The sequence below is a fragment of the Vibrio sp. sp1 genome (assembly GCF_016920955.1).
GTDB lineage: Bacteria > Pseudomonadota > Gammaproteobacteria > Enterobacterales > Vibrionaceae > Vibrio > Vibrio alginolyticus.
On the sequence record NZ_CP060589.1, the window covers coordinates 101078 to 116626 of the forward strand.

Annotated in this window: 20 protein-coding genes; 2 read left to right on the forward strand and 18 right to left on the reverse strand. The window is 41.6% G+C overall.

Going from position 1 to position 15549, the window contains the following annotated elements; translation table 11 throughout:
* Nucleotides 1-68: 68 nt before the first annotated feature.
* The 12 genes from H9L11_RS00515 to H9L11_RS00580 form a co-directional block, all read right to left on the reverse strand.
* Nucleotides 69-500: a T6SS immunity protein Tdi1 domain-containing protein gene (locus tag H9L11_RS00515; protein WP_042524345.1), complete on the reverse strand. Its 432-nt coding sequence runs from the start codon at nucleotides 498-500 to the stop codon at nucleotides 69-71.
* A gap of 206 nt (nucleotides 501-706) precedes the next feature.
* Nucleotides 707-1363 carry a hypothetical protein gene (locus H9L11_RS00520; RefSeq protein ID WP_205390916.1) on the reverse strand — a complete coding sequence of 219 codons (657 nt, stop codon included), beginning with the start codon at nucleotides 1361-1363 and terminating at the stop codon, nucleotides 707-709.
* Between the two features lie 213 nt (nucleotides 1364-1576).
* On the reverse strand, nucleotides 1577-1849 hold the full coding sequence (locus H9L11_RS00525; protein WP_025441781.1) for a hypothetical protein: 273 nt from the start codon (nucleotides 1847-1849) through the stop codon (nucleotides 1577-1579).
* Between the two features lie 8 nt (nucleotides 1850-1857).
* A complete protein-coding gene (locus H9L11_RS00530; protein ID WP_025441780.1) occupies nucleotides 1858-2259 on the reverse strand; it encodes a type II toxin-antitoxin system YafO family toxin in 402 nt (133 codons plus the stop codon).
* 5 nt (nucleotides 2260-2264) lie between these two features.
* A complete protein-coding gene (locus H9L11_RS00535) occupies nucleotides 2265-2438 on the reverse strand; it encodes a hypothetical protein (protein ID WP_153645908.1) in 174 nt (57 codons plus the stop codon).
* Nucleotides 2439-2593: 155 nt separating this feature from the next.
* On the reverse strand, nucleotides 2594-3307 hold the full coding sequence (locus H9L11_RS00540; protein ID WP_172563188.1) for a hypothetical protein: 714 nt from the start codon (nucleotides 3305-3307) through the stop codon (nucleotides 2594-2596).
* A 166-nt stretch (nucleotides 3308-3473) separates the two neighbouring features.
* Nucleotides 3474-3869: a hypothetical protein gene (locus H9L11_RS00550; RefSeq protein WP_172563187.1), complete on the reverse strand. Its 396-nt coding sequence runs from the start codon at nucleotides 3867-3869 to the stop codon at nucleotides 3474-3476.
* Between the two features lie 150 nt (nucleotides 3870-4019).
* Entirely contained in the window at nucleotides 4020-5441 is a 1422-nt protein-coding gene (locus tag H9L11_RS00555) for a hypothetical protein (RefSeq protein ID WP_172563186.1), read from the reverse strand.
* 142 nt (nucleotides 5442-5583) lie between these two features.
* Nucleotides 5584-5964, reverse strand: a complete 381-nt coding sequence (locus tag H9L11_RS00565; protein WP_058666943.1) for a DUF4087 domain-containing protein — start codon at nucleotides 5962-5964, stop codon at nucleotides 5584-5586.
* 94 nt (nucleotides 5965-6058) lie between these two features.
* Nucleotides 6059-6721 (reverse strand): hypothetical protein, encoded by a 663-nt coding sequence (locus tag H9L11_RS00570; RefSeq protein WP_205390917.1) that lies wholly within the window; start codon nucleotides 6719-6721, stop codon nucleotides 6059-6061.
* A 144-nt stretch (nucleotides 6722-6865) separates the two neighbouring features.
* Nucleotides 6866-7285 (reverse strand): NUDIX domain-containing protein, encoded by a 420-nt coding sequence (locus H9L11_RS00575; protein WP_205390918.1) that lies wholly within the window; start codon nucleotides 7283-7285, stop codon nucleotides 6866-6868.
* A 139-nt stretch (nucleotides 7286-7424) separates the two neighbouring features.
* On the reverse strand, nucleotides 7425-7790 hold the full coding sequence (locus tag H9L11_RS00580) for a VOC family protein (RefSeq protein WP_205390919.1): 366 nt from the start codon (nucleotides 7788-7790) through the stop codon (nucleotides 7425-7427).
* 435 nt (nucleotides 7791-8225) lie between these two features.
* Between H9L11_RS00580 and H9L11_RS00585 the strand changes: the two genes are divergently transcribed.
* Together H9L11_RS00585 and H9L11_RS00590 are read left to right on the forward strand one after the other, a co-directional pair.
* A complete protein-coding gene (locus tag H9L11_RS00585) occupies nucleotides 8226-8393 on the forward strand; it encodes a hypothetical protein (protein ID WP_205390920.1) in 168 nt (55 codons plus the stop codon).
* Nucleotides 8394-8668: 275 nt separating this feature from the next.
* A complete protein-coding gene (locus H9L11_RS00590) occupies nucleotides 8669-9631 on the forward strand; it encodes an integron integrase (RefSeq protein WP_017636093.1) in 963 nt (320 codons plus the stop codon).
* Between the two features lie 43 nt (nucleotides 9632-9674).
* Here H9L11_RS00590 and H9L11_RS00595 read toward each other — a convergent pair whose 3' ends face one another.
* The 6 genes from H9L11_RS00595 to H9L11_RS00620 all read right to left on the reverse strand — a co-directional run bounded on the left by H9L11_RS00595 (nucleotide 9675) and on the right by H9L11_RS00620 (nucleotide 15430).
* Nucleotides 9675-10148, reverse strand: coding sequence for a DUF2947 domain-containing protein (locus tag H9L11_RS00595; protein WP_033905624.1), 474 nt, complete (start codon nucleotides 10146-10148; stop codon nucleotides 9675-9677).
* 13 nt (nucleotides 10149-10161) lie between these two features.
* Entirely contained in the window at nucleotides 10162-10749 is a 588-nt protein-coding gene (locus H9L11_RS00600) for an HD domain-containing protein (RefSeq protein WP_205390921.1), read from the reverse strand.
* 1 nt (nucleotide 10750) lies between these two features.
* Complete coding sequence (gene rimJ / locus H9L11_RS00605) at nucleotides 10751-11335, reverse strand: ribosomal protein S5-alanine N-acetyltransferase (protein ID WP_005376916.1); 585 nt, start codon at nucleotides 11333-11335, stop codon at nucleotides 10751-10753.
* A 36-nt stretch (nucleotides 11336-11371) separates the two neighbouring features.
* Complete coding sequence (gene tyrR, locus H9L11_RS00610) at nucleotides 11372-12916, reverse strand: transcriptional regulator TyrR (RefSeq protein ID WP_017820442.1); 1545 nt, start codon at nucleotides 12914-12916, stop codon at nucleotides 11372-11374.
* Between the two features lie 100 nt (nucleotides 12917-13016).
* Nucleotides 13017-14057, reverse strand: a complete 1041-nt coding sequence (locus tag H9L11_RS00615; protein ID WP_017636096.1) for a TIGR01620 family protein — start codon at nucleotides 14055-14057, stop codon at nucleotides 13017-13019.
* Entirely contained in the window at nucleotides 14054-15430 is a 1377-nt protein-coding gene (locus tag H9L11_RS00620; protein WP_005376907.1) for a YcjX family protein, read from the reverse strand. The genes H9L11_RS00615 and H9L11_RS00620 overlap by 4 nt, the downstream gene beginning before the upstream one ends.
* Between the last annotated feature and the right edge of the window lie 119 nt (nucleotides 15431-15549).

The window sequence follows — 15549 nt, forward strand, 5'->3', positions numbered from 1 at the left end:
CACCTTAAACATTAGACGCAACGCATAGCAAAAATGCCACGCGTTGCGAATCACTCTTAAACAGTTTGTTATGTGTTTGCGTGCTGAAGTTGAAAATGCAACTGAGACATTAGTGATTGATATACTTTCATAGTAAATACTTGCAAATTTTCCATACAAAACTCACCACCAATAATTGGATGCAGATCCCAACCTAAGCATTCGTCTTGTTTTGGTTGTAGCCCGTGTTCGAGCGCCAAGTCATACCAACTAGTTAAAAAGACATTATCACACCAATCTTGTGATTTATTCATTTTATTGTACTCATGAAAGTCCGAAGCAATTGTTTCATAGGTACCATCTAAAACCGATAACAATGAAATTGAGCCATCCACTTCACCAAATAGCCAGTCACCCATGATGGTTAGATACAAAGGTTTCCCTGTAGGATTAAGCAACCATTTCCACTGAGGTAACAAGGTATCTATTTCTACGTCCGAGACTTCCCAAATAAACTGCATTTTTATCTTTCTCACTCTGTTTAGAAACCCATTGACACATAACGCCGCATTAAGGTGTGAGCAACGCTACCACGATACTTGACCATACCCCCGTAAACACGAAACCCAACGATGGAATGAAAAATGCCATGCGTTGGGAATCACTCTTAAATGCTTTGTTAGCTGTTGCTTTCGAAGCCAATAAACCAAGCAATATTCATAAAAAATTAAGTCGATTCTGTAGTCCCATCCCGGAATACCCGTAAAAACTCGACTTTATCTTTAATAGAATCTGCATGTTTTTCATATTCATTGAAATCTATGACCTCTTCCAAGTCACCTCGGTCATCATACCTATAATGAGTAATCTTGGCATCTTTAGGATCAAAGCCAAATTTAGCAGAATACCTGCAGTGCAAATCCCCAAGGAATATGTCCTTGAACTGCAGAAAATACACAGTATCAAACCATCCAACATGTGAAATTACATTCCTTCGGAATTTTATCGGTGTAACCCAGTTCCACGCGGGTTGAATCCGTGATCGAATCAACATATCCGATGTATCGATCTCTTTTAGGCATTTTTGAACTTGGTCATCAGTATCAAACTGCATTTCGACGCGAGTAAGATGAGTCGGTGCGATATTGAAATTAACGGGTGTTCCGATACTAATAAGATCATGCTTAGGAAATTCCTTTTTGATAATTCTTAGTAACTTTGCCAGCGTTCTATCATACGTAACTCTAGAGGTCTTTCCATAAACATCTGTTACATATTGTGGAACATAGTCAACCGTAGACCTAACTAATATATCTTCTGTTGCGATACTAGCAACAACCGTTAATGTACTTCCATCATCTTGTTTGATTTTGCTTATTTGCATACTGACGCTCTCTTGTGTTTTTAAGCCATTATAAAATTAGACTCAATGAGTAAAGCTGTCCAATATGTGGAATATTTGATGCCAATAGCTAACGCCGCATTAAGGTGTGAGCAACGCTACCACGAAAGCAAACCATATCACCGTAAACACGAAACCCAACCTTGAACTGGAAATGCCAAGCGTTGGGAATCACTCTTAAATGCTTTGTTAGCCCTAGGATTCTGACCAAAGTTCAGAGTCATCTTCTGATAGCTGTTGAAGCTCTCTTTCTATAACCACATCTTCAGGCCATTTGATATCCAAGGAGTTCTTGAATTCTTGAATATCTACATAAGCAATTATGTCACCCTCTATTTGTAACTCCCACGCCGAGCCATTCCACTGAGCAAAATCATAGACGCCTGCAGCTGGCCCTAGTTTTACCGCAACAAAATACATACCAACAAATGATGGCAGTCCTTTTTCCCAATTCAACTCAATACTCATACTACCTCCTAAAACTTTTCACGAAAGCGTTCAGCTACGTCGGCCAATTCCATTAAGTAAAGTGGTTTTAATTTACATAATTGATGAGCGTTTTCAATAAAACCTAAGAGTAAAAAGTAATTTTTATTCAAAAAGCCCTCGCAGTAGATCAACGCGGTGTTACTGGTCTTATGATATGAAAGCTTCTTCAAATGCCAACGTTTGGATGAAGAATCTCTAATATGGATGTGGGACATCCCAGCCTGCTTGACCTGACTTGGAAAATCATAAGTAGTGTCTCGACCAAATGATTCGTGGGGAACACCCGTTTTCTTGTAATCTTTGAACTGACTGACCAATAAATCTAGTTTACTTTTATCAAGACTATCCCTAAATCCTGAGCTTACAAAAACCTTTACATCCTTGTTCATTTTTATTACTCCATTTCAATAAAAGTTACTTTGTTCCTTATTTTTGAATCATTCATCGTTGCTCGTTCAGTTAACGCTGCTGAACGCCTGATTTCATCTCTTTTGAGTGCTTCTGTCTTATTGTCACCATCTAAGACTTTTTCTTTTTTGAGAACTATCGCTTTTTTCCTTTGTTGCATATTACACTTTCCTCTCTATTTAATTTAGGGCTAACGCCCAATTAAGGTGTGAAGCACGCTACCACGATACTCAATTTGACCACCGTAATCACTGAAACTAACTCAAACCCAAAATGCCAAGCGTGCTGAATCACTCTTAAATTGTTTGTTAGGCATTACTTACTTGGGGTAGTTATGTATTGAACTTCCCAGCCTAAACTTTTACATGACTCGACAACTTGAGTTGGTTGAACCTCATCCTCATATTGTAGGGCTTTCGAGAACTGCCCATCTATTTCTCGATCTGCTAGGAGTACAAGTTTCGAGCAAAACATATCGTATCTTTTCCTGACGAGGTTTCGCCCAAAACGGCACTTACTATAAATTTTCTCTGTTGTTTCTACCCCAAATGAACTTCTAGTAGCAAGTGCCATTAATTTATATACCCCGAAGAGAAATGCTGAAACCACCCCTAGTACTCCAAAGTAAACGGAAAGATTTTCGGTAGAAATCGTAAATATTGAGGAAATGAAAACTATCGTTAATACAATTTTGTATAGTGGCAAGATTGTAGTAGCTAGTGCATGCATCCAAGTATAATTCTTGACTTTTGTTTCCGTCGAAAACCTCATTAACTTAGCATGCTCATTTCCTGTCAGCTCATTTGGTCGATTAAGAAGAATAACTTTGGATTTGTCTTTCAGAAAGTCGTTTAAGGTGATTTCTCTTACATCATGATGTTCTTCATTGTTGTCACTTTTTACCGCTTCAAGAATTTTATTGTTACTGGTAGCAATAGCGACATGGCTCCATTCGCCCCCAGTCCCCAACCTAATAACCTTACTTAGGAATCCACTAGATTGAGTTGCTAATATATCTCCAGCTTTCATGACTTCTCACTTTCAGTTATTTCGATATGGTTGCTTGTAATGCCTAACGCCCTGTTAAGGTGTGAGCAACGCAATACCGAAGCCGCTGCAAACCACCTTAATCACTAAAATCAACGCATAGTAAAAATGCCACGCGTTGCGAATCACTCTTGAACAGTTTGTTAGGCTATTGACTCTCTGGGGTTCTCACGTACGTCCCATTGAAGGTGACATTTAGCCCCCCACAACCGTTGTCTTTGCTCACTATGAGGGTATCTTGCTCAAATAAAATTTGGAGAGTACAGCCGTCAACGTCATAGTCTATTTGATTACCTTTTAACGTTACAACTCCGTCGATTTCTCCAAAATTTACAAGGCCAGAAGAAGAGTCACCTACCCAAACTGATGTCCCTGATAGTTCGTAGGTGTTCGAGCCCACCTTAGTTAAGTCAATAAAGGCAGTGTCAGTATCCAATTGATCATTGTTATACCGCTCATAATGCCCCTGAAAATCAGGAACAACTGCTGCATATGCAAGCGATGAAACAAGCAACATACTTAGAGCTACGCAAACTGTTTTCAAGCTCAAATTCTCCTCAATAGCCTAACGCCGCATTAAGGTGTGAGCAACGCTCCCACCAAAACCAACCCATACCACCGTAAACACAAAACCCAACGATGGAGTGAAAAATGCCAAGCGTTGGGAATCACTCTTAAATGCTTTGTTATATTTTTATTGCGACTTAGCCAAAGACATTACTCCCATTAATGAATGTGAAGCCTGTTTCAACTCATTTTTCTCTTCAATTTTGTCATTGATATACTTTCCAGCAGTAGCCATTAACCCAACACCAGTGACAAAAGGAGCAAGCACGGGGAACATTGCAACAGTTAAGCTAGCGCTCCCTATAAAGGCAGTTTGCTTATGTTTAGCCTGATATTTTGCTTTTATTGTCTCGATTTCTTTATGATGTTTAGAGATTAACGACTCAATATACGAGCAAACTTCGCCAGAGACATATTCCAGATCATCAAGTTTAGTGGATGGCAATGTACCAACGAGCTCTCTCAGTTGCTTCCGAAAATCTACATTTTCGTTAGACTGTCTAATTGCAACCATTTGACTAAATTCGATATTTGATAAAAAGTCTAAACGGCTGTTATTTAAGGCATGAACTATCCCTGATGTCTGCCCATCAAATGCTGCCAATTTAGATAGTTGGCTATTCTTCATCGAACAAACAAGTTTATAATAATGAGCTTGGCTATCAATACATAGCAATGGATTACTCTTAAGCTCATCTGAGTTCTCAAGCAAGTGGAATTGTGGAGCAATTCGCTCACAGATAGCATTAACAATAATAGCTTGCTGTGGCATTCTTAAATGCTCATCACACCACTGTGAGCTCCTACTTTTAAGCATCTCTGTTCGATAATGCCCCATTGCTATAGGAACACGATCTCCAGGGTTACGACCAGGAGCAACAAAGAGTTGACTCTTTTCGATTTTGTCATAGAAATCTTGTTCATATTTTTGAGAATATTCAAAAATATCTTCACCACTTTGTATACCAGAATCCACATAATGATTAAAAACATCGACAACCAACTGACTAATTTGCTCTTGGGTATGCGTATCGTGTTCTTCTAGCGATTTTTCCCAGCTAGGAAAAATAAAAAATGGTAATAAATCAAAGCTATTCTTATTGAGTTCTTTCATTTGAAGAACGTAAAAGATGGCTTTTACGATATTAATGTATATGAATTTTTCTTCACCTCTATCTCGCTCAAAGTATGGTAATACTGGATCAGGGATAAGAACCGTATCGGAAAATAATATTGACCTTTTGGTCGCATTGAGTTGAGTTTCGTAGAAACGAGAACTTCCCCCGAGAACCAATTTACAAGCATTTAATTCTTGAGCGAACTGAAATGCTGCTGAACCATGCTGAGAGTATAACGCTCGTAAGTTAGCCTCAAGATCTGCAAAGTAATTGTCACCACTAGCCATACTGTGCACATTTTGCTTCATTTCTTGATGAACAGAGTCAAACGATCGGAAGGATGTTGCACATTTACCAACCAATTTTACGAAAAAATCATTCAATATATCGAGATACGTTGTTTGATATTTGTAAAGCTCTCTAGTATCCACATATCCTCCAAAAATATAACGCCTTGTTAAGGGGTGAGCAACGCAATACCGAAGCCGCCGCATACCACCTTAGTCACTAAAACTAACGCATAGTAAAAATGCCACGCGTTGCGAATCCCTCTTGAACAATTTGTTAGGCGAATTACTTAAAAGGCAGTGGAATATCTTTCGTTATGGATATGTCTTCTAAACACTGCTTTAAAGGTAACTGCTTGGATTTATGGATTGTTGTAATCGAATTTTTCTCTTCGTCTACGTCCACTGTTAAGCAAGCACAACTAAAACCATAGCTTCGATTTGTTCTAACAAATTCATTTTCATTTGCAGTCGCTTGATAAAGCAGTTCCATCGATTTATCGTCCAATGCACTTGAAGTACCTTGGACTGATATATCCCACGATCCATCGCGATCAATCAACCACATATTGGCAGGAGAAGGATTTTCAAGCCATCCACATCGAGTCTCTTCTGCCGTCGCTGCTAATGCAGAAAACATCCCCAAAATAACAATCAAAAATCTCATTATTTACTCCATTCGCCTAACGCCGCGTTAAGTGGTGAACAACGCGACCACCTTACCTAAATAATTGTGCCGTAGACACTTAAGCTGATTTAAACTAAAACTGCCAAGCGTTGTGAATCCGTCTTAAACGCTTTGTTAGGCTTCGGTAGCTCGACTGTGGGTCATGCCCCCAACAGACAAATGCATACAATACCAATATTTGAGCAAGCCAAAACAATGAAGAAGTCAGGCATGTAACATAAACTTCAGGTAAAATTGCGATTGCTTTTGAGTATTTATCGTCAGCGATAGTTCCTTTAGCTTCAAATACGCTTATTGTCACATTAACTGGTGTATACCCCAACCAATACACCACCCATGAACCAGCAGAAACTGGAACTAAAAATAGTAATGGTCGTAACCATTTATACGGGAATACAAAATACAGTAGCATTATTGTATAAAGTGCGGTTAGGAATAAAGTCCAAGAACGTACTTTCGTGTTTAGTAACCAGTAAGACTCTTTAGCGTACAAGCATAAAACAACACTTCCCAGCATGCATGCAAACAAGAATTTACCGATTTCTGAAGTTTTTTGGAATCGGAAGAGCACATAACTAATCAGTACTCCAAGCGTAGAAAACCACCCTAGAACATCGAGATTCATTGTGAAAAATCGTGGAGCATACGTATTGTTCAGAATCAGAATACCTAGTAAGACGCCAACTAATAGGTAAGCTATAAAAACCCTGATTAATAACCAAACGATTTTCTTCATTGTTTCCTCGTCCATTGAGAAGCCTAACGCCCAATTAAGGGGTGAGCAACGCTACCACCCAAACCTAAAGCATTGTGTCATAAACACTAAAATTGAAGTAGAAGCAAAAATGCCAAGCGTTGGGAATCCCTCTTAAATTGTTTGTTATATCCGTGCTTGAGATACCAGTGAACTTAGTATTTCCTTGGCTTCAACAGGCACAAGATTTAACTTGCTGAGATCATTGAATTTTACCCAAGTAAGTTCATACCGGTTAGTACTACTTTGAATAGCACGCTCTGGGCTATGTGCTGACAGCCTAGGCTCAAAAAGCTGAACATTTACGAGAAAAAAATGCTCCTCTCGTCCGCGGTTAACGACTGAAAAAATTTCTTGGTAGTTGTCAATTCGCAAACTGGTTTCTTCAAAAACTTCTCGTACGATTGCTTGCTCAAGTCGCTCTTCTGGCTCAACACCACCACCGGGGAAAACCCAATAATCACGTCCCTCTTTAAAGCGCTTGATGAGGATGATCTCTGCGTTCTGACGATTAACCATTAGAGCACTAACTCTTTGTTTCTGCATTATTTGCTCCTAGGATATAACGCCGCGTTAAGTAGTGAGCAACGCAACCACGAAACCTAACCATACCACCGTAAACACTATACTTGATTCAAACTACAAATGCCGAGCGTTGCGAATCTGTCTTAAACGCTTTGTTAGGCTACTGATTTTCTCCTATGCGCCACAACACACCACTCGGATCTGTTAAACAAAACTCGAGCATTCCCCACGGCTGCTCAATAAGCTCTGTGACCTTTACACCAAACTCTTTGTCTAGATTGAGTTTTAAAACATGTGCATACCAACTTTGAGCATCTTCAACTAAGAGATGCATCATAAAGTTGTTGCTGTGAGCAGGTTCGTAAAAGTCTTGAAGCAAGAAAGAACAGGAGCCTGATTTGAAATATGCGATTCCGTCAAACTCAGATGCCATTTCAAAACCCATTGTCTGATAAAAGCGCTTAGAGCGTCCAAAGTCTTTAGCAGGAACGAATGACTTTATTTCTACGGTATTCAGGTTTTCCATTTCCATCTCCATTTTATAGCGACTGGCTGTAGCCTAACGCCGCATTAAGGTGTGAGTAACGCGACCACGAAACCCGACCATACCACCGTAAACACAAGACTCAACGATGGAATGAAAAATGCCAAGCGTTAGGAATCACTCTTAAATGCTTTGTTATAGCGCTTTTCGCAACATCCGTATGGGTTTTGTGAGCTTTGTATACCCTTTCAATTTAAACACATGGGAGTCATTGACAGCAATACAATACACCTATACATTGCACGTTGTATGACATCTTGAAGCTGATAGTGAATTGTTTTGTAAGAAGAAAACTTGATGCAAAGTGAATTGATGAAGTCACAAAAAACCAGAACTCAAACGGTAGTGTTAGAGTCTTTGTGTTGTTGACTTATTAACATACACAAAGTGCTAATACTCCTAGCATTGGAGTGACCTATGACTTTGTATATAAGTAACTTAGCTTGCTTACTAACACTTGCAGTACTTTTATCTCTATTGGTATTCATTACAGTAAAGCTAAGAAAAGAGCCAATCAAGCTATTTGGCTTAGCTGCAACTTGCACTTCAGTACTACCTGAAGTGCTGAAGCAACTAACACTTTAAACTTCTGCTAGCTCTGCGACAACAGAGCTAGCAAATAGTACAGTCGCTCCCTGCGCTATAACGCTTTCTATACGGCGATTTGCCGTTTTTCTGGCAGACTATCGCCTTCTTTCTTATCAAAAGCGCTATCAATCGTAGCACTTATATATATGAAACAAATAGAAAAACAGTATGAATATGTGTGGTAGCGCGCGCAATTAGGCGGCGCACAGCACGCTAATTTCAAAAGTGGTGATACATTAACGGATCTGTATAAATAAACAGGTTAATTTATCATGAAAAGTCAGTTTTTACTTAGTGTAAAAGAGCACATGCTTACTCGTCATTATGCGAATAAAACTATCGAAAGTTATCTATTTTGGATAAAACGCTTTATCACTTTTCACCAGCTTGCACACCCATCAACACTAGCAGAAGATGATGTCATTCAATTTCTGAGTTACTTAGCGGTAGAAGAAAAAGTTGCGGTAAAAACGCAAGCTTTGGCGCTGAACTCAATATCATTTTTATATCGTGATTATTTCAAAACCCCACTATCACTTGATATGAGATTTCAGAAATCCTTGACCGAAAAGAAACTTCCCGTTGTGTTAACCAGGGAGGAGATCCGAAGATTCGTTCAGCATATCGACCCGAGGTATAGACTCCATATTCAGCTGCTTTACGGCTCAGGGCTTCGAGTGATGGAATGTTTACGCTTACGAGTTCAAGACATCGATTATGATTATGGTGCAGTTCGCGTTTGGCAAGGAAAAGGAGGTAAAAATCGTACAGTCACATTAGCCAAAGAACTGCATGAACCACTTAAAGCTCAAGTTAATTTAGCAAGAAACTATTACTTTAAAGATAGACACATGCCTGGTTATGCGGGCGTATACATCTCTGAAGGTTTACGACGTAAATACCCAAAAGCGGAGCTAGATTTTAACTGGCACTTTTTGTTTCCATCAACAAAGTTAAGCGCAGATCGAGATACTGGTGAATTGAGAAGGCATCATATCAATGAAAGCGCAATACAAAGAGCAGTAAAGCGCGCGGCAAGCGACGCAAGCATTGAGAAAACTGTAACTTGCCACACACTAAGACACAGTTTTGCCACGCACTTATTGGAATCTGGCGCAGACATTAGAACTGTTCAGGAACAATTAGGGCATACTGATGTAAAAACCACGCAAATCTATACTCACGTTATCGAGCGCGGGGCTGGCGGTGTGTTGAGTCCATTATCCAGCCTTTAGAAAAACAAAGCCACCTCGAAAGGTGGCTTTGCTTTATAACTCGTTATTGACGAACACCGAGTTTCACATTGCCTTTTGAATCAAACCAAAGTGCTTGTGAACGGCGACGTCCTATTAGTATCGGACCATCGTCATAAAAGAGAAAGTTCTTCCAGTGCTTTTTAAAAATAGACCATTTCGTTTCGATGACATTGTACTTCTCGTAGCAAAAGTAAACGGTCACATCGTCTTGCCAATCGATATGTGCCTCAACTTCCGCTAGCATGTCAGGATCATCCGACTCCCAGGCAGCCATCCAATCCACAGTTTCAGACCAATTCGCCTCATTCATTGGCCAGTCTTGGGAACTAAGTCTATCCATATCAGGGCTTTGAGCACTGATATTTTCTTTCCAAAATTGTGCTGAACGGGCTTGGCTCATCGGCTTAATAAAAGCCAAATCTTCTTCTGGCATAGGCATCGACTGATGCGTAAAAATCCATTTTCTTTGGTATTCATCCAAAGGCAAATAAGACATTCAGTCTCCTTTATTACGATTTCAGCCAACCTTTCTCTGTGGCTTCTTCAATCAACTCTTTCGCTTTGTCCCATAAGGTAACAGAGCCAAATTCAATTCGTTTATTAATGGTAAGTGCTTGTTCGCGTGAGACACCATGTTCCTTCCAACTCTGACCATTATTATGGTAGTTCAAGAGCATTGGAATTAATCGATCGAGTGCTTTTGCATACTCAGCATCATCGGTCTGCGCGGCTTCAAATTCATGCCAAAGCGCCAATAGCTCTTGCTCCTGATCGCTGGGTAACATACCAAACAAGCGCTCTGCAGCTCTAATTTCTTTTTCTGCTTGCTCTTGAGACGCAGCAGTATCATAAACAAAGGTATCGCCCGCGTCGATCTCTACTACGTCATGTATCAATAACATTTTCATCACTCGGCAAATATCAACAGGTGCATTCGCATGCTCTTCCATCAATATTGCCATCAGTGCGACATGCCAACTATGCTCACCACTATTTTCGAGGCGCCCTTCAGCACTTTTAACTCGAGTTCGGCGCAAAATGCTTTTGAGTTTATCGAGCTCGATTACAAGTGCTAACTGCTTTTCCAATCGTTCCATACTATCGCCCTTCTGGCTGCCAATTCGGATTAATAAGCGACGTTAGAACGTGGTCTTGCCACTCACCATTAATCAAAAGGTAATCTTTTGCATACCCTTCTCGGTTGAAACCTACATGCTCTAGCACAGCTTCACTGCGTTTATTGTGAGGCATGTAGCCAGCTTGAATACGATGCAGTTTCTGAACGTTAAACATGTAGTCGCAAGCCATGGTTAATCCACGACGCATATAACCATGCCCTTGCGCTTTTTCAGCGAGAGAATATCCGACGTTACAAGAATAAAAAGGAAAACGACTCAAACTACTAAAGGATATCGTACCTAGCATTTCACCCGAAGAGGCTCTGACTAAAAGGCAATAATACCCCAATCCCATTCGATGCAGCTCATTGAGCTTGATAAGCTTTTGCAACCAACCGTTCACTGAGAAAAAAGCCTCTTCACGTTTCGGTTCAAACGGTTTCAGGTATTCTCGGTTGGCTTGAAAATATTCGGCAATCATATCTGCGTCACCGATTTCAGCGGTACGAAGAAGCAAGTCACCGTCCAACTTATGAACGGCGATAGATGAGCTGTTATCTTCCATTACAAATGATTAATTCCGTCTTTTCGTTCAATTCGATTAATTCTTACGTATACCGTAATCACGCAGTTTATTAGCGATTGAGGTATGCGATACATTCAAGCGCTTAGCAAGCTTGCGGCTTGATGGGAATGACTGATACAAACGTTCCAGAACTTGAGATTCATAATCACGCATGATCTCATCCAAAGAACCGTCGATGTTAAGCGTTGCACTACCAGCGCCGACTGACTGAGGCTGAGGTAAATTGAAGTGATCCGCGTTTAGTATATCACCATCCATTTCCGTGAGCGCTCGAAGAACCATGTTATCCAGCTGGCGCATGTTTCCTGGCCACTGATAATTTGCAAGGGCATCAACTAGACCATCATCAAACTCTGGCTTATCAATCCCAAGCTGTTGAGCATGTTTCGCCACAAACAACTCAAGCAATGGTGCAACGTCGTTTGAGCGCTTACGTAACGGAGGAATGCTGAGCGTAAGTACGTTGAGACGATAATACAAATCTTCACGGAACATTCCTGCTTCAGAAAGCTCGGCAAGGTTATGTTTTGTTGAAGCGATGATACGAACATCGACATGCATCTCATCTTCTGCACCGACACGACGGAAATTACCATCCTGTAGAAAACGTAACAGCTTGATTTGAAGGTGCGAACTCATTTCACCGATTTCATCAAGAAATACCGTGCCGCCATTTGCTTGCTCAAAGATGCCTTTGTGGCCTTGTTCATGATTGAATGAACCCGGCGCATGACCAAAAAGTTCGGTTTCTGCTACATCGTCAGGCATAGAAGCACAACTCAAAACTAGGAATGGCTTGCTCGCGCGGCTAGAACGGCTGTGGCAAGCTTTAGCAAGCATTTCTTTACCAGTCCCCGTTTCGCCCTCAATCAACAATGGTTGGTCAAGCACAGACAGCTTCTTAGCTTGGTTCATTAGTGCTTTATGACGGTTCGATATACCAACAAAGTGCTCAAAACCCAGAGGATTATGCAGCGGTAGTGCTTCTTCAATTCTGGCAACTTGCTGACTAGAGCGAATCGTCATTAGAGTACTCGCTAGAGTCGAGTTTTGCGCTTCGTCTCGGATATAAACGGGCATCAACTCTAGAACATAGTCCAAGCCATCAATCACAAGGTTTTCCCGCGTTCGACCATTAACACCTTCAGACCAACGAGAGAAACGAACACTTGGTAACAAAGCACCGATTTGAGTACCAATCACTTCTTGCTTGTGAAGGCCAAGCAATGAAAGTGCAGACATGTTTGCCATGTCTACGGCACCTTTAAGATCAATGGCAAAAACCGGATCGGGCAAGTTATCAACTAACGAGAGCAGCTCCGTATTGTGGCGCTCCATCGGCATAAACTGGATTTTACGTACGTCTTTCACCCCCGGAATACGGCGGATTTCAGCCATCAGCTCACTAAACGTATCAAAATCAATATCCGGGCAATTCAAATAGATAATACCGCTAATATCGATTTCGATACCACGCAAGTCGATGCTTTTAGACGCTAAAATATCGAGCAGTTCTCGGGTCAAGCCGAGTCGATCTTCACATAAGACTTCAAGACGCACTTAAAATATCCCAATTCACAACTGTCAGGAAAAGTTGACAGTAGTTTCTATCATGCTTGGAATGGCGTCAAGCAATCCTATCCATCAAAGTTGATATTCGTTACGGTTTCATCGTAATTGATGCAACTTTCGCCGCCACTGCCTTGCGTATGGTGCCCAACTTAACCTGACGGTCAGGATACCAGGGTAGTGGACGCAATAAGGTCATCGCTTTCAAGCCCAAACGTGCCGTTAGAATACCAACACCTAGTCCCTGCCCTGCACGAGCAGAAACTTTGCCAGCAAGATCCATCGACATCAAATCCATACTGGCATCAATAGCGAGCTCACTGGCTCCAGCCGCCGCCATATTGACAAATACCGCTCTTAGTAACTTGATGCGAGAGGCATAACCTAGCTCTACCCCATATACTTTGGAGAGGTTGTCGATCATTTTGAAATTTCGCCAAGCCACCAGCAACATATCAGCGGCAGCCAGAGGGCTCACGGCGACTAGGGCCGCACACTCGGTTGCGTGCTGTGATACGATTTTCGTTGCCAACTTGTCTTGTTGGCTCACCACCATCGAGTCATACATATCAAGAATTTCAGCGTCACTATGAGCAGGGTTAATACTGTTCTGCCAACGATCAAAGCCCGGATTCTCTGCCATCACACCACTTTGTTCTGCTACGGTTTCGCAAAAGGCTTTCCCTTTCCCAACGCTCTCACTATTAACAAGTGCTTCTGCTTCTTCTTGAACACTAAAATGATTTCGTAGTTTTCGCAGTTTCCAAAGCTCTTTACCCATAGCTCCTAAACCAAGCGAAGCGATCGCAGCAATAAACCCCGTCCAGCTTAAGGCTAGCCAATCAGAAGCCTGAATTGCGGTTATAACCGAGTCCACCGCTTGCCAGCCAACCAGACCAGCAAAAGTTGCAAATGCGCCAGTCGCGAGCCATTTTCTGCCCGATTTTGGACGAATGACATGCTCGAGTTGCAATTCCTGTTCGGTCTCCTGGTGCGCTTCTTTAACTTCAACAGGTACAAATGTTTCTTTTTCGCCGAATGTTTGCTGCGCCGTCAACTCCGGTTGATTCGATTGCTGATCTTTTTCCATTACCTTTTCAGAGAAAACTTGTTTTTGCTTCAACTCACTCATTTCAATTTATCTCCAATCAGGTAATCCAGTGCTTTGTCTAAGCGTATGTGCTTCACTGGCTCATCATTCGGTGAGGGCATCGGACGAAACGACGTAAAATCAAACCCGTTGTTTTGCCAATAAGCTGCATTTGGTAGCTTTTTCGGCACCTCTCCGGGAAACATAGTCATCGGCTCACCACCCAATGTTGTTCCTTGTAACGCCGGGATGGTCTTATCTCCAGAGGAAATAAACCCCGTCGTGGTTGCTTGGATGGAAGCGATACTCATGCAGCTCATCTCAATATTCTCGTAGGCTGCCGTTTGCCATGCTGGATGCACCATTTGTTGGAGCAGAGACACCAAATTTGGGTGCTGATCGGGCGTGATATGATCCGCTTTTGTAGCAGCAAACAACACTTTGTCGATTTTTGGTGAGAACAAACGACGCAAAAAGCTACTACGACCATAGCGGAAGCTATGCATGATCTGTTCTAGCGCTTGGCGCATGTCGTAAAACGCTTCATCACCGGCATTGAGAGGCTGCAAACAATCCACCAGTACAATCTGGCGATCGAAGGTCGCAAAATGATGCTTATAAAACGCTTTCACTACTTTCTGTTGGTATTCCTGAAAACGGGCTTCTAGCATCGCTAAGTTACTGCCCTTGGGCGCTTTGCTTTCCGAATCAGCACGACACGGAAAAAACTGTAGCACCGGCGCGCCTGCTAGCTCACCAGGTAATACAAAGCGGCCAGGCTGAACCCAATGAAGGCCAGAGTCTTTACAAGAATGAAGGTACTCTGTGTATGTGTGTGCAACTTTCTCAAGTAGTTTCTCATTCACTTCTGCAAAGAGATCCACTTTCTCCAGTTCAGAAAGCCAAGCTTTGGCTAAATCGCCACGCTGGCCTTTAAGTGCATCAAACTGAGTTTGCGACCACGTTGCAAAGTCCATGTCCAATAAAGGCAGGTCGAGCAACCACTCTCCTGGATAGTCGATAATATCAACATTTAAAATTGCGGTTTTACTCAACAGCTTTTTCGTAGTTTTATTTGGTTTGTACTTGAGCGCTAAGCGAATCTCACTCACATCACGTGTCGGTACTGGCCACTGAGGTGGAGTGGCATGAATTTGGCTCATCGCCTCATCGTAAGCAAAGCGTGGCACCATCATATTCGATTGAGGCTCACGCTTCGCTCCAATAAGGCGCTTATCTCTAGCCGCAGTCAAAAGAGGCAAATTGTCATGGGTTGCAGTATGAAGAAGCTGATTCACTAATGACGTGATGAATGCCGTCTTACCGGCACGAGAAAGTCCGGTGACAGCAATTCGAACATTAGAGTCCATACCTCTGTTGATAAAGTCATTAACTTCTTTCTTTATTCTCTTCATTACGCTTCTTTATCTTACTCCACTTTAAAACAACGTTGTCAGCGACTTCGAATTTCGAGCTATGAATACTGTTCTATCCCGAATTCTATGAGTTTAACTTTATATACCTTAATAAAAGA

Coding starts and splice junctions, on each gene's coding strand:
- H9L11_RS00515 (WP_042524345.1), bottom strand. CDS start 500: ATGCAGTTTATTTGGGAAGTCTCGGACGTAGAAATAGATACCTTGTTA.
- H9L11_RS00520 (WP_205390916.1), bottom strand. CDS start 1,363: ATGCAAATAAGCAAAATCAAACAAGATGATGGAAGTACATTAACGGTT.
- H9L11_RS00525 (WP_025441781.1), bottom strand. CDS start 1,849: ATGAGTATTGAGTTGAATTGGGAAAAAGGACTGCCATCATTTGTTGGT.
- H9L11_RS00530 (WP_025441780.1), bottom strand. CDS start 2,259: ATGAACAAGGATGTAAAGGTTTTTGTAAGCTCAGGATTTAGGGATAGT.
- H9L11_RS00535 (WP_153645908.1), bottom strand. CDS start 2,438: ATGCAACAAAGGAAAAAAGCGATAGTTCTCAAAAAAGAAAAAGTCTTA.
- H9L11_RS00540 (WP_172563188.1), bottom strand. CDS start 3,307: ATGAAAGCTGGAGATATATTAGCAACTCAATCTAGTGGATTCCTAAGT.
- H9L11_RS00565 (WP_058666943.1), bottom strand. CDS start 5,964: ATGAGATTTTTGATTGTTATTTTGGGGATGTTTTCTGCATTAGCAGCG.
- H9L11_RS00570 (WP_205390917.1), bottom strand. CDS start 6,721: ATGAAGAAAATCGTTTGGTTATTAATCAGGGTTTTTATAGCTTACCTA.
- H9L11_RS00575 (WP_205390918.1), bottom strand. CDS start 7,285: ATGCAGAAACAAAGAGTTAGTGCTCTAATGGTTAATCGTCAGAACGCA.
- H9L11_RS00580 (WP_205390919.1), bottom strand. CDS start 7,790: ATGGAAAACCTGAATACCGTAGAAATAAAGTCATTCGTTCCTGCTAAA.
- H9L11_RS00585 (WP_205390920.1), top strand. CDS start 8,226: ATGACTTTGTATATAAGTAACTTAGCTTGCTTACTAACACTTGCAGTA.
- H9L11_RS00590 (WP_017636093.1), top strand. CDS start 8,669: ATGAAAAGTCAGTTTTTACTTAGTGTAAAAGAGCACATGCTTACTCGT.
- H9L11_RS00595 (WP_033905624.1), bottom strand. CDS start 10,148: ATGTCTTATTTGCCTTTGGATGAATACCAAAGAAAATGGATTTTTACG.
- H9L11_RS00600 (WP_205390921.1), bottom strand. CDS start 10,749: ATGGAACGATTGGAAAAGCAGTTAGCACTTGTAATCGAGCTCGATAAA.
- rimJ (WP_005376916.1), bottom strand. CDS start 11,335: ATGGAAGATAACAGCTCATCTATCGCCGTTCATAAGTTGGACGGTGAC.
- H9L11_RS00615 (WP_017636096.1), bottom strand. CDS start 14,057: ATGAGTGAGTTGAAGCAAAAACAAGTTTTCTCTGAAAAGGTAATGGAA.
- H9L11_RS00620 (WP_005376907.1), bottom strand. CDS start 15,430: ATGAAGAGAATAAAGAAAGAAGTTAATGACTTTATCAACAGAGGTATG.